Source organism: Pedobacter lithocola, from assembly GCF_042650845.1.
GTDB lineage: Bacteria > Bacteroidota > Bacteroidia > Sphingobacteriales > Sphingobacteriaceae > Pedobacter > Pedobacter lithocola.
Genome location: NZ_JBHSBW010000007.1, coordinates 177,167 through 190,389, shown reverse-complemented (window position 1 = coordinate 190,389; position 13,223 = coordinate 177,167). Strand labels below are relative to the sequence as shown.

12 protein-coding genes and 2 tRNA genes are annotated in these 13,223 nt (G+C 35.8%); 7 read left to right on the top strand and 7 right to left on the bottom strand.

The window, feature by feature from the left end:
* Nucleotides 1–47: 47 nt before the first annotated feature.
* Nucleotides 48–995 (top strand): ion channel, encoded by a 948-nt coding sequence (locus ACFOWA_RS03305; protein ID WP_378981748.1) that lies wholly within the window; start codon nt 48–50, stop codon nt 993–995.
* Nucleotides 996–1,059: 64 nt separating this feature from the next.
* On the opposite strand, the gene ACFOWA_RS03300 is transcribed toward ACFOWA_RS03305, so the two are convergent.
* From ACFOWA_RS03300 to recR, 3 genes are all read right to left on the bottom strand, one after another.
* Nucleotides 1,060–1,905, bottom strand: coding sequence for an alpha/beta hydrolase (locus ACFOWA_RS03300; RefSeq protein ID WP_378981746.1), 846 nt, complete (start codon nt 1,903–1,905; stop codon nt 1,060–1,062).
* 248 nt (nt 1,906–2,153) lie between these two features.
* Nucleotides 2,154–2,966, bottom strand: a complete 813-nt coding sequence (locus ACFOWA_RS03295) for an SDR family oxidoreductase (protein ID WP_378981744.1) — start codon at nt 2,964–2,966, stop codon at nt 2,154–2,156.
* Nucleotides 2,967–3,059: 93 nt separating this feature from the next.
* Nucleotides 3,060–3,677 carry a recombination mediator RecR gene (gene recR / locus ACFOWA_RS03290; RefSeq protein WP_378981742.1) on the bottom strand — a complete coding sequence of 206 codons (618 nt, stop codon included), beginning with the start codon at nt 3,675–3,677 and terminating at the stop codon, nt 3,060–3,062.
* A 536-nt stretch (nt 3,678–4,213) separates the two neighbouring features.
* Here recR and ACFOWA_RS03285 point away from each other — a divergent pair.
* From ACFOWA_RS03285 to ACFOWA_RS03275, 3 genes are all read left to right on the top strand, one after another.
* Nucleotides 4,214–5,722 carry a sodium:solute symporter gene (locus ACFOWA_RS03285; protein WP_123206486.1) on the top strand — a complete coding sequence of 503 codons (1,509 nt, stop codon included), beginning with the start codon at nt 4,214–4,216 and terminating at the stop codon, nt 5,720–5,722.
* 17 nt (nt 5,723–5,739) lie between these two features.
* Nucleotides 5,740–6,447 (top strand): LOG family protein, encoded by a 708-nt coding sequence (locus ACFOWA_RS03280; protein ID WP_029289075.1) that lies wholly within the window; start codon nt 5,740–5,742, stop codon nt 6,445–6,447.
* 267 nt (nt 6,448–6,714) lie between these two features.
* Nucleotides 6,715–7,209, top strand: coding sequence for a hypothetical protein (locus ACFOWA_RS03275; RefSeq protein WP_378981739.1), 495 nt, complete (start codon nt 6,715–6,717; stop codon nt 7,207–7,209).
* Nucleotides 7,210–7,223: 14 nt separating this feature from the next.
* On the opposite strand, the gene ACFOWA_RS03270 is transcribed toward ACFOWA_RS03275, so the two are convergent.
* Together ACFOWA_RS03270 and ACFOWA_RS03265 are read right to left on the bottom strand one after the other, a co-directional pair.
* Nucleotides 7,224–7,814: a DUF502 domain-containing protein gene (locus ACFOWA_RS03270; protein WP_378981737.1), complete on the bottom strand. Its 591-nt coding sequence runs from the start codon at nt 7,812–7,814 to the stop codon at nt 7,224–7,226.
* A 238-nt stretch (nt 7,815–8,052) separates the two neighbouring features.
* A complete protein-coding gene (locus tag ACFOWA_RS03265) occupies nt 8,053–10,512 on the bottom strand; it encodes a bifunctional UDP-N-acetylmuramoyl-tripeptide:D-alanyl-D-alanine ligase/alanine racemase (RefSeq protein WP_378981735.1) in 2,460 nt (819 codons plus the stop codon).
* A gap of 61 nt (nt 10,513–10,573) precedes the next feature.
* On the opposite strand from ACFOWA_RS03265, the gene ACFOWA_RS03260 reads away from it, so the two are divergent.
* From ACFOWA_RS03260 to ACFOWA_RS03250, 3 genes are all read left to right on the top strand, one after another.
* Nucleotides 10,574–11,053: a regulatory protein RecX gene (locus ACFOWA_RS03260; RefSeq protein WP_378981733.1), complete on the top strand. Its 480-nt coding sequence runs from the start codon at nt 10,574–10,576 to the stop codon at nt 11,051–11,053.
* 180 nt (nt 11,054–11,233) lie between these two features.
* Nucleotides 11,234–11,306 (top strand) — tRNA-Gly (locus ACFOWA_RS03255).
* Nucleotides 11,307–11,355: 49 nt separating this feature from the next.
* Nucleotides 11,356–11,439 (top strand) — tRNA-Leu (locus ACFOWA_RS03250).
* Between the two features lie 91 nt (nt 11,440–11,530).
* On the opposite strand, the gene ACFOWA_RS03245 is transcribed toward ACFOWA_RS03250, so the two are convergent.
* Together ACFOWA_RS03245 and ACFOWA_RS03240 are read right to left on the bottom strand one after the other, a co-directional pair.
* Nucleotides 11,531–11,776: a DUF3253 domain-containing protein gene (locus ACFOWA_RS03245; protein WP_378981731.1), complete on the bottom strand. Its 246-nt coding sequence runs from the start codon at nt 11,774–11,776 to the stop codon at nt 11,531–11,533.
* A gap of 22 nt (nt 11,777–11,798) precedes the next feature.
* Nucleotides 11,799–13,190, bottom strand: coding sequence for a DASH family cryptochrome (locus ACFOWA_RS03240; protein ID WP_378981729.1), 1,392 nt, complete (start codon nt 13,188–13,190; stop codon nt 11,799–11,801).
* Nucleotides 13,191–13,223 lie beyond the last annotated feature (33 nt).

Here is a 13,223-nt window from a genome sequence, read left to right as displayed (position 1 = left end):
ACAAATATTGATATAATTTTTATAATTCCAAAATCTTTCTAAATTATATGGCTTTCTTTAAAAGAAAAGTACAGTTTAATGATGATTTGGGCTTCGGCTCAGCTCCCGTTCTCAAGAATCAGCGTGTTTTAAATACAGATGGCACACCAAATATAGAACGTGTAGGTTTACCCTGGTTTAAATTTGATGATACCTATACCCGACTTGTTACCATCAGTTGGCCGAGGTTTTTCCTCGTTATTTTAATTGCCTACCTTATTGTGAACACACTTTTTGCCGCTGCGTACAATATTGTTGGCATAGAAAATTTAAACGGTGCAAACGGCACAACCATCCGCGACCAGTTTTTTGATGCCTTTTTCTTTTCTGCTCAAACCATTTCTACGGTTGGTTACGGACATATTTCGCCGCAAGGTTTTATTACCAGTATTTTAGCCGCTTTCGAAAGTATGCTGGGTTTATTGGCTTTTGCATTAGCAACTGGTTTATTATATGGCCGTTTTAGCCGACCAACATCTAAAGTCTCGTTTATTAAGAAGATGGTTATTGCACCTTATCAAAACCAAAAAGCGTTGATGTTTCGTATGGTTAATTTGCGAAAAAATTCTTTGATTGATGTTGAAGTGCAGATGGTTATGAGTTTCAACGAAATAGATAACGGCAAATTGAAAAGAAGCTTTTACCCATTGGAACTAGAACGCAGTAAAATTAGCGTACTCTCTTTAAACTGGACATTAGTGCATCCGATTAATGAAGACAGTCCGATTTTTAATAAAACTTTAGATGATTTGAAAGCTGCCGAGGTAGAAATCTTTGTAATCATAAAAGCTTTTGATGATACATTTTCGCAAACCATTCATACTAGAACGAGCTATCAGGATGAAGATATTGAGATGGATGCAAAATTTAAAATGATGCATTATCACAACGAGGTTGGAAAAACGGTTTTGGATTATAGTTTATTCGACAAAACCGAAAAAGTGGTTGTAGATTGAGTTTGATAAGTAAATAAGAGTTTGACTATTAGATTTCACTAAACGCTTTTAATCCGCCATTAATTTATCTAATCTTTGAAAATTTTTCAATAAACTCCAGAATATCTTTATACAAGTCGTTACCGCCAAATATCATCTGACTAATCATTGGAACATGGCTTTTACCTTTTATTTCTTTAATTTCTACAGGAACCTTATTGGCTTTTAACTTTTCATACAATCTTGGTGTTTGAATACGGATAGCACCGTAAGTTTTACCTCCATAAAAAAGTAAATGTGAATTTTTAATGTTGTTTACATAATCCAATGGCGATGCCAATTTCCAAACTTCAGGTTTATCGGTAAACGTTCTGAGGAAATCAAAATAGAAATCATCTTTCTCTGCTGTGGTTAAATATTCATGCATATCTAATCCAAAAGGGTCGTTTAAAATCATTCCCTTAATTGGGTTTTCAATTCCCGCATGCTTGAAATATTTTGGGTCGGCATTGATAAGCTCTCCTAAATGCGCACCGGCAGAGTGTCCCATCACAAATATTTTATTTCCACTAGCGGTGTAGTTTGATATGTTCTCCTGAACCCATTTTACCGCCAAGGCACAATCATCGGCCATTTTTTCGTATTGAGCATTTGGTGCCAAAGGATAATTTATAATGACGGTTACCACACCTTTATGGGCAAAATTTCTACCCAACCACCAATAAGTTTCCTTCTTGCCGCTACTCCAGGAACCACCATGAATAAAAATTAGCACAGGTTTATCCTTTATATCATCTTTTTTGTAAAAAATATTAAGCGTATTTGCTACTTCAGCATTGCCAGCGTAATTAATGTCTTTTGCTGTTTTTACTTGTGCCGATGAAATAATGGTTTGAAACAAGAGCATTATTAAAACTAAGTTTTTAAGCATAAAAGATTTTTTCTTTTCAACAGTAAACAAACGAAATTGCTGGAATAATGGATGTTGGTTAATGGAAAATGGATTTATGATGGATGACGGTAGATGGATGTACAATGGAAAATGAATATATAATGGAATATGTTAGATGGATGATGGGTCAAAATGCCGCCCTGACTTTCGATGAAACTTTCTCTTCCATTTCCTCTCTTCCATCCACCATCTTCCATCCACCATTTTCCATCTTCCACTTCTCCATCTTACCTCTTTATCAGTGGATTTTTCTCTTTTGCAAATAAATCAAACACCTTTTTATCAACAAAGGCAGGAAACAATTTATTCATCCATACCGCCAATTTTCCTTGTCCGGTCATTATCAAAGTGCGTTTGCGTTGTTCAATTCCATCAGCGATGATGCTTGCCACTTCTTCCGATGTCATCATTTTACCTTCTTCCATACTTGTTTCGCCATGGGCATTGCCATCTTTTGCCAAAGCTGCAACACGAATATTTGAAGTTGTAAAACCAGGACAAGCCACTAAAACATTAACGCCAGTTTTTAATAATTCAGTTCGTAAAGATTCCATGAAACCATTCATAGCGAACTTTGAGGCAGAATAACCTGTTCTACCTGGCAAACCGCGGTAACCTGCGATAGATGAAATTCCAACTACTGTTCCTTTGGTTTTTAAGATCTCAGGCAAGGCATATTTGGTACAATAAACCGTTCCCCAAAAGTTAACATCCATCAAGTTTTTAAGTACCGATAAATCTAAATCGTTAAACAAAGCACGCATAGATAAACCTGCGTTGTTCACCAAAACATCAATTTTATTGAATGAAACCAATGTTTGTTTGATTATTAATTCGCAATCTGCCTCTTTACTTACATCAGCCTGAACGGCAACAGCCCTGATGTTATATTTTTTCTCTAAATCGGCTGTAATTTCGCAAAGTGTAACATATTGACGGGCAGCTAAAACTAAATTAGCACCACGTTTTGCAAATTCTTCGGCACAAGCTTTACCAATTCCGCTCGATGCACCAGTGATAATGATAACTTTATCCTTCATTTATAGTTAGTTGGTTTTTTCGTTATTTAGTTTTTTGGGAGATAGAGTACAATTGAGTTTTGGAGACTTTTTCTAATTACCAAAACAACTACCCTATTTCATCATTGCTGTTTCGTATGGAACACGAGTGATAATCGAGCGACCTAATGTAATTTCATCCGTATATTCCAACTCGCCACCAAAAGCAATTCCACGGGCAATGGTAGTCACCGGTACATTAAATTCTTTTAATCGTTTGTATAAGTAAAACAGCGTGGTATCGCCCTCCATATTCGGACTCAAAGCCAAAATTATTTCTTTAATTCCGCCCTTAGCTACCCTCGAAACCAATCCATCAATAAATAAATCTGTTGGTCCGACGCCATCCATTGGGGAAATCAAACCACCCAGAACATGGTAAACGCCAAAATATTGCGATGTATTTTCAATCGCCATCACATCACGGGTGTCTTCTACCACGCAAATGGTTTCTTTATCCCGCTTATGCGAAGTACAAATTTCGCACACCACATAATCAGAAATGTTGTGGCAAATGCTGCAATGTTTTATTTGCTGTTTAAGCTTAATAAAAGTATTTCCAAACTGATTTACTTCCTCTTGCTCTTTATTTAAAAGATGTAAAACCAAGCGTAAAGCCGTTTTTTGGCCAACGCCGGGTAATTTCGAGAATTCGTTTACTGCATCTTCTAGCAGCTTGGAAGAAAAATTCATTCCGCAAAAATATGAAATAGTTAATATGTTTTTTAGTGGTTTAGTTTTTTAGTTATTTTGCTTAAACAACTAAAAACTAATAAACCGAACAACTAATCACTAAGCAAAACAAATTTATTTTTTGAAAAGCAGTATCAGTAGTTCTTAGGTTTCATCAGTCCTGCCATTTGCTACAATCTTTTGGTACGGTGTTTCGTGCTACTCAATTTCATCACTGCAATAAGCAACTATTTAAGAATCTATTTCTTTGGTACAAACCAAAAGTATTTCCGCTGCTGTCAGGTTTAAAATAGCAAGGCAAACCTAAGTAACATAAACCCGGCAGCAGCGAGCACAAATCCCGATTGAAGCACCTGCCTTTATGTTTTAGATATGCTTTCCTTATCCAAAGGAATTTTCGGGTGAGCAAAGCACCTGCCGGACAGTCAGGAATGACGGAGCTACATTAACCCATTGAAACTGGAAACCTGATTTCCAAGTCAAAATATTGATTATAAAAATCGTTTTCTTTACATTTAGCAGCTTAAAACAAAACTATGTCGCCAACCATCCTCTTGTGTTTTTTAATCGGTTATTTTTTAGTGCTGATTATTATTTCATTTGTTACCTCTAAAAACTCATCAGATAATTCAACCTTTTTTACTGCAAATAAAAACTCAAAATGGTATTTGGTTGCTTTCGGGATGATAGGAACCGCACTTTCGGGTGTAACTTTTATCTCCGTTCCGGGCGAAGTTGGCGCACCTGGAGGAAACCAATTTCAATATTTTCAGTTCGTTTTAGGTAACGCAGTTGGCTTTATTATCATTTGTACAGTTCTACTGCCGCTGTATTATCGGATGAAACTCACATCCATTTACAGCTATATCGAACAGCGTTTGGGGCATTACAGTTACAAAACCGCAGCATCGATATTTTTGCTAAGTAGAACTTTGGGTTCAGCTACCCGTTTATACCTGGTTGTTATTGTTTTACAACGCTTTATTTTTGATAATTATGGCATTCCGTTTTGGCTTACAGTGCTAATTTCACTGGCCTTGATTTGGTCTTACACGTTTAAAGGAGGCTTAAAAACAATCATCATTACAGATACATTGCAAACTTTTTTCCTGGTTTTATCTGTTTTTTTAACCATCTATTTCATTTGCAACAGTCTGGATTTTAGTATCCCTCAAGCATTTGAAACGATTAAAAACAGCAGTTATTCAAAAGTTTTCTTTCTAGATGATTTCTTAACCAACAAATTCTATTTCAGCAAGCAATTTATCGGCGGTATTTTTGTAACCATCGCCATGACGGGTTTAGACCAAGATTTGATGCAGAAAAACCTGAGCATGGGCACCATAAAAGAGGCACAAAAAAACATGTTCACCTTTACGGGTGTATTTGTAATTTTAAATATTTTCTTTTTAAGCGTTGGTGCTTTGCTGTATATTTTCGCTGCAAAAAACGGTATTGAAATTCCGCTAGACCATATTACTGGCAAACCAAGAACCGATTTATTGTTCCCAGAAATTGCCTTAAATAATTTGGGTGCTTTACCGGCCATTATTTTTATGCTAGGCTTAACAGCGGCAACTTTTGCTACAACAGATTCGGCACTTACCGCCTTAACAACTTCATTCTGTGTAGATTTTTTGGGTATGGCAAAGGCAGAAAACTTGAATGCAAAAGATGCAGTAAAGAAACGCCACACCGTCCACGTAGCATTTTCTATTTTAATGTTTTTAGTCATTATTGTAATTAATGCCTTCAACAGTGCATCGGTGGTGAGTTTAATTTTCACCATCGCTTCTTATACTTATGGGCCACTCCTCGGCCTTTACAGTTTTGGATTGTTTGTAAAAAAACGAGGTTTACATGATAAATTAGTGCCTATAGTTTGCATTTTATCGCCTTTTTTATGTTACTTGCTTTCATCGTATTCTACCACATTATTCGGTGGTTACGTTTTTAGTGTCGAACTGATTTTAATTAACGGTTTAATCACATTTATCGGCTTGCTTTTCATCAGCAAAAAAACTGATGCGCAAACCAAATTTTAATATTTAGTATATAGTTTATGACGAGTGAAGAAAAAATTAGAAGTGCTTTTGAAAATAAAGATTGGCAGGAAATTAAGGTAACCGATTCTTGGCAGATTTTTAAAATAATGGCCGAGTTTGTAGATGGTTTCGAAAAACTGGCGAAGATTGGTCCATGTGTAACCATTTATGGTTCAGCACGTACCGCAGAAACGAACAGATATTACCAATTGGCCGAACAATGCGGCAAACTTTTAACCGACCGTGGTTATGGCGTGATTACCGGCGGTGGCCCGGGTATTATGGAGGCTGGTAACAAGGGCGCACATACCAATGGCGGTAAATCCGTTGGTTTGAACATCGAGTTGCCCTTTGAGCAATTTCACAACAAATACATCGACCATAACAAGCTTTTAGAGTTTGATTATTTCTTTGTTCGCAAAGTGATGTTTATGAAATATAGTCAGGGTTTTGTGGTATTGCCTGGTGGTTTTGGTACAATGGATGAGCTTTTTGAGGCTTTGACATTAATTCAGACTGGTAAAATTGCCCGTTTCCCGATTGTGTTATTAGGTAAAGATTATTGGAGCGGATTAATCGATTGGATTAAAGGAACAATGCTGCAGAAAGAACACAACATCCACGAAGAAGATTTAAACTTATTCCGTTTAGTAGATACCGCCGAAGAAGCTGCAGAGCATATTTTCAGGTTCTATGATAAGTATGTGCTTAAACCTAACTTTTAACAGGGATTTTTACCAGGATTTTTGATCAGGATTTAAGGATTACAGGATGAATAGGATTTTTACCAGCATTTAAGATTTATTTGAAGATTCAATCATTCAAAATTTTATAACCTTTAGAGAGAGCGCTTGTTTACACAGGTGCTTTTTTTGTTGCGTAGTTATTCGTTGTAACATGTTACCAATCCTTAACTCTAACCTTTACAAAACAAAACCGCTCTTTTTTGTTTATTACAAGTTCAAAGGGAACTAAAAGATAATTTTTAAAATATGGAGCAAACATTAAATTGGAGAAAAGGCTTATTTGATAGCAATTATCAGGTATTTGGCAATGCGTTGCTGAAATTTTCTATCAATTTTAGCTCGCTTAAAAATTCTGCAATTGCAACTACTCAGCAAGGCATTTATCTTTTAAAAAGTGAAGGATATTCTAATCCGGAAACAAAAATACTGAACAATAAAAATGAGGTTTTGGCTGTGATTCGTTATGATTGGTTAGGCTTCAAAGCACAAATATTTTTTACCTCAGGCGAAAAATTTGATTGGAGCTTTCAAAATAGCTGGTTAAGCAGATGGACAATAAATAACCACAAAGACAAACAAGTTATTTACAACTCTTCTACAGGAAATGGTTTGACTCATAGCAATGTAGATGATGATTTACTGATATTGACTGGACTTTTTATCAGAGAATATTATACCAGAATACTTTTTGCATTCGTGATTCTAACATTCATTTTATTTACAGGAAGAAGCTTTTTTTAATGTGATTCAATTCCTTACAAGCCACTAACTCCACCACTTACCACCAGTTTCATCGCCTCGGCAGCGCTCATTTTTAAATCTTTAACTTTATCCCTTTTTACAATACATAGCTGACCTGCAAAGGAATACGACAAAGGAAAATAAACAGCAACTTCATCTGGCAAATCGAGTTTGTGCAAATCATTTTGTGTAAGAAAACCAATTTTTTTCATCCCTCCTTCTACTTCGACAATAACAGGATGATTAAATTTTTTCTCATCGCCAACAAAGGCCTCTGTTAAATCTTTAATTGATGTATAAATGAAATTGAGCAACGGTAAGCGTTGCATCATTCGCTGAAACCAATTGTACATTGGTTCGGTAACCAAATTGGTTACGAAGATTCCGGCTAACAAAATAATCGTCAAAACTGTAAGCAAACCAAAACCAGGTATGTTTCTGCTTTCGCCTGTACGTGGATTAACTCCTAAAATATTATTAACGTTCAACCAGCTATCAACAGTTGTAACTGCCCAAACCACAATAAAAATACTCACAGCAATGGGCACAACGAGTAATAAACCTTTAATCAAATAGTTTAAAATAGCTTTCCCGACTTTATTCATGCTGCGAATTTATTCAAAAATGTTCAATAGTTGGTAGTTTGTTGGTTCATTCGTTTATTGGTTCATTAGCTTAATGGTTCATTAGCCATTGGTTCACTAGTAATTAGTTAGCATGGTCTATATGTGTCTAGTGTCCAAATTGAATATGTTTATTAGTTCATTATTTACGAGTTGTTATTTCGCGTGGCGTATCTGCACCCAGACAAATGAACTAATGACAAATGACTAATAAACCAATTTATTCATAAAAATAAACCCGCTTAACCCTTTGCGAAATATTGGTTAGAATTTCATAGGGAATGGTGTTGATTTGTTTTGCAAGCTCCATGATGTTATGTTCCTGGTTGAAAACGATTGCCTCATCGCCAGCTTTTACTTCGATTCCGCTTACATCAAGCATGGTCATATCCATACAAATAGAGCCGATTGTTGGAACTAAATTTCCGTTGATGAGCATTTTCCCTACTCCATTTCCAAAAGCCCGACTGTAACCATCGGCGTAACCGATTTTTACAGTCGCAATTTTACCGCCATTCGGCATAACACCTCGCCTGCTGTAGCCAACAGTTTCGCCAGCATTTAATGTTTTAACTTGCGTTACAGTAGTTTTAAGCACCATTGTGGTTTGTAATCCGCGGTTATTTATCAAAGTCGAATCGAAACCGTACAAACCAATTCCTAAACGAACCATATCCATTTGGCCTTCTGCCCACCTGCTAATGCCCGACGTATTTGCAATATGCAGCAGCGGTTTATATCCTAAAACTTCGATTAATTCAACTGTAATATGGTTAAATTCATCAATTTGATGTTTTGTGAAGTTATCATGTTCCGACTCACTACTGGCAACCAAATGCGAAAATATACTTTGAACTTTTATGTGTTGGTTGTCTTTTAGAATAGCAGAAAGGGTATCGATTTCTGACCTATCAAATCCCAAACGATGCATTCCGCTATCAATTTTAATGTGGATTGGATAGATGAAATCATAATTGCAAACCACATTTAAAAAGCTATTTAAAATTTCGATGCTGTAAATTTCAGGTTCTAAATGATGCTCAATAATGGCATCAAAAGCAGATTCTTCAGGGCTCATTACCATTATCGGCAAGGTTATTCCTGCTTTTCGTAATGCGATGCCTTCATCTGCGTAAGCTACTGCCAAATAATCAACCTTATGAAATTGCAACAAATTGGCGATTTCAAAACTTCCGCTACCATAAGAAAAAGCCTTTACCATGGCCATAATTTTAACGCCTGGTTTAACTTTAGAACGATAGAATTGTAGGTTGCCAACCATGGCATTTAAGTCGATTTCTAAAACCGTATCATGAATTTTTTGAGTCAATAATTTGCTGATTCTGCCAAATTCAAAACGCCTGGCACCTTTCACTAATATTGTTTCATGGCTAAAGGATAGATCACCAAAAGCTTCAATAAACGCATCTGTATCGTTAAAAAATTGCGTTTCTAACTTAAATAAGTTTGAAAACTTCGAAATATGTGTTCCGATACCTATTAATCGATTTACGTTCTTTTGCCTTAGCAAACCTGCTATTTCGGCATATAAATCCGCATCATTTTTGCCAGTTTCAAATAATTCAGATAGGATAACCGTTTTTTTAGGATGTTGGTTTTGCTGATTTAAAAAATCCAAAGCTATAGCTAACGAAGAAATATCTGCACTGTAAGAATCATCAATAACAGAGCACTGATTAATGCCGTTTTTGAGTTCCAAGCGCATCGTAACGTGACTTAATTTTTTAATTCGCAAAGCCACTTCTTCTGGCGAGTAGCCTAAAGCCAGCAAAGTGGCCCAGCAAATAATGCCATCTTCGATAGATGCTTTATCAACAAAAGGCAACAAACATTCGATTTCCTTATCAAGATAAATCGCCTTTATATGGCAATGTTCATGAATATTTTCAACCTCAATAATACGTAAATCGGCTGCTTGTATCCCACTCCAGCTAAACTTTTTATTGCCTGGTAAATCTTTGAGTTCGATTTCACTTACGTAATCTGGAGCATAAATAAACAGTTCTGAATTTTTAAAAAGCTTTAACTTTTCTATTAATTTTTCCCTTTTAGAACCGAAACCTTCTGCATGTGCCTCGCCAATGTTAGTTAAAATACCAATTTCAGGTTGTATAATGGTTGCAATAGTTTCCATTTCATTAACTGCAGAAATACCAGCCTCGAAAATCCCGAGCGTATTATCTGCATCAATTTGCCAAACAGATAGCGGTACACCGATTTGAGAGTTGTAACTTTTCGGACTTCGCACTATATCAAAATCAGTTGCTAAAAGCTGATAGAGCCATTCTTTCACAATCGTTTTACCATTACTCCCTGTTATTCCGATGGTTTTTAAATCTAACTGATTGCGGTGATAAGTGGCTAAACTTTGTAACGCTTTCAACACATCATCCACCAATAAAAAATTACAATCAGGATGGTTGGCTACGTATTTTTTTTCTGTCATTACGAAATTTTTGATGCCCCTTGCGTAAGCATCTTTTATAAACTCATGTCCATCGCGATGCGAATCCAAAGCAAAAAACAAAGAATTTTCTGGCACCAAAACTGAGCGGCTATCGATAACCAAATATTCGATAACGTTTTGTTCTTCAACTAATTTCGTATCGGCTTTTAATATTTCTGCAATTCTGGAAATGGTATAGATTGGTTTCAGCATTGTATTAGTTTCAGATAAATACGGTAATCGTTTTTATTTTTACGAATTTCAGTAATTAATTATGAAAAGCGGTAACGGTGAACCAAGAATATTAGATAAAAAGCAAGCTTTGGCAAAAGCTGAAAGTTTTTGCGTTTATCAAGAGCGCTCTCAAAAAGAAGTTCGATATAAATTAGTAGAATGGGGAATTCGTGGCGATGAACTGGAAGAAATTTTAAGTGATTTAATAGTTAATAATTTCCTTAATGAAGAACGTTTTGCCAAATCTTACGCCTCTGGTAAATTTAACATTAAAAAATGGGGACGTGTAAAAATTAAACAAGGCTTAAAGCTAAAAGGTGTGCCAGAAAGAATTTTGCAAAAAGCTCTATATAGTTTAGATGATGACGATTATGAACGGACCTTACGCCAGCTTGCTATCAAAAAAGAAGAAAGCTTAACAGAAAAAGATAAAATAAAACGAAAATATAAGTTGATTGCATATCTCCAAGGAAGAGGTTTTGAGCGAGATTTAATTTATGAAGTGTTAAAATCAGAATAGATTTTGTGCCATTCTATTAAATTAACCAACATTTAATGATATCTTAATTAAATTTATAAAATTTATTTCTATGATAAACAGCCATTTATAAGGTTTTAAAAAAATATTATCAAAAAGTTCTTGACAGAATTACAAATCTCACTATATTTGCATCACCAAAAACAAACGGTAACACATTTTGCGAAAGTAGCTCAGTTGGTAGAGCACGACCTTGCCAAGGTCGGGGTCGCGAGTTCGAATCTCGTCTTTCGCTCTAAATGCCTTTCCTACCGGAAGGCATTTATTTTAAAGGTTAATCGCCTGCTCGGGTGGTGGAACTGGTAGACACGCAGGACTTAAAATCCTGTGCTTTCAAAGGCGTGCGGGTTCGATTCCCGCCCCGAGTACTTCAAAAAAAAATCGAATTAAAAGCCATCAGAAATGATGGCTTTTTTAGTATATGATGGTTTTGAAACTAACGGTAAGAACTACATCACTTCATACAATCTTAATTCGTATTGGCCCTTTTATATGATTTACATCAATAGGTATCCCCTTTTGTGTGATGGCAACTTTACCTTGATTATTCAAATCTATAGCAACGTCAACTATATCTTTCATGTGTTTACGCCAGTCTTTTGGAAACAGCATTCGAGCGATTTCGGATGGACAAGTGCTTTTCTCCAAACCACGCTTTGTTGCAACAGCTAAAATGGTGGTTGATATGTTTACGTTTTGTTGCATATAAAAGGCCAAAGGTTAATTTTTACTTATCAGATTTCTGAATTAAATTAATAGCTCTACTCCACTTTTTATACACTTCAATGGGCTTCGGGTATCTAGGAATATCGTATTCCCACGGAACCAAAACCTCGATATCATTCCTATCAGAAAGTTCAGGTATCCATTTACGAATAAAATCCTGCGCTTTGTATTTGTTAGACTGATGAACCGGATTGGTGTACCAAATTTCAAATGCTTGCATATGCCAATTCATCCAATTTGAGCTTACGTCGTAATCAATTAATTTTGCTTCAAAATACGATGCTCCCCAAGTCCAATCTATTTTTAAATCATGCACAAAGTAGCTCGCACAATTTACCCTACCACGATTGCTCATGTACCCTGTTTCGTTCAGTTGCCTCATGTGCGCATCAATAAAAGGTATTCCTGTATTTCCCTCACACCATCGTTGAAACTTCTTCGTATCATTTTCCCAATCGATGTGTTTATTTTTATAACCATCGGTTTTATATATTGAGTTACCGATACGCATTGCTTTGAAGGTGAAAAAATCTCTCCAAACCAGTTCAAAAACGAGCCACCAAGTACTTTGATTTTTCTTAACCTTTTCTTCGTAGTCTTTTACCTTATGATATATTTCCCTGGCAGATATACAGCCCAATGCTAGACATGGGGAAAATTTTGAGCTATAATCCAAACCGTCTGATTTGTTTCTGCTCCATCTATATCCCGTTAAAAGTTCAGATTTGAAGGTATAATATTCTAACCTTTCTAAAGCTGCAGTTTCTCCACCTTCTACAAGTGGCTTTGCGGTATCATACTCCTTTTTAGTAAAGCCATATATTTTGTAGGAAGGAAATTCCTTTATTTTGATACCGGGAATGCAGTTTAATTGCTTGAGTTCTGGAAACGTTAGTCGTGGTTCAGATTCTCGTCCCGCAGGAATTCGGTAAGCCTTGCTTGTTAATGGAATTTTTGCAATTTCAAAAGGGATATCATCTTTGTGATAAAGAGTTTTACCCCAATAAAAATGAAATTTAATATCTGGCAAAGCTTTCCTTACCTCATTAACTAAACTCAATTCATAACTCGCATATTCCTCTTCCGCATATATATCCGTAATGTTATATTCTTTAACCAACTGGGGCAAAGTAAGAAGTGCTGAATCATCTCCAACATATAGATTGCCGCCCAAAGATTCAAGGTTAGTTTTCAAGTTAAGTACAGATTGTTCAAGGAATTTAAATCTAATTACATCTGCTCTGCGGAAACCAATATCCAACTTCTTAAAATCACTTTTTTCAACGCAATAACAAAATACCAACTCCTTACATTCCACTTGGGCCCTGCTTAGGGCTTCATTATCATGCAATCTTAAATCATTTTTGAACCAAACTAAGCCACGTTTATTCATATTATATTAGTTTATCCCTTTACCCGAATTATA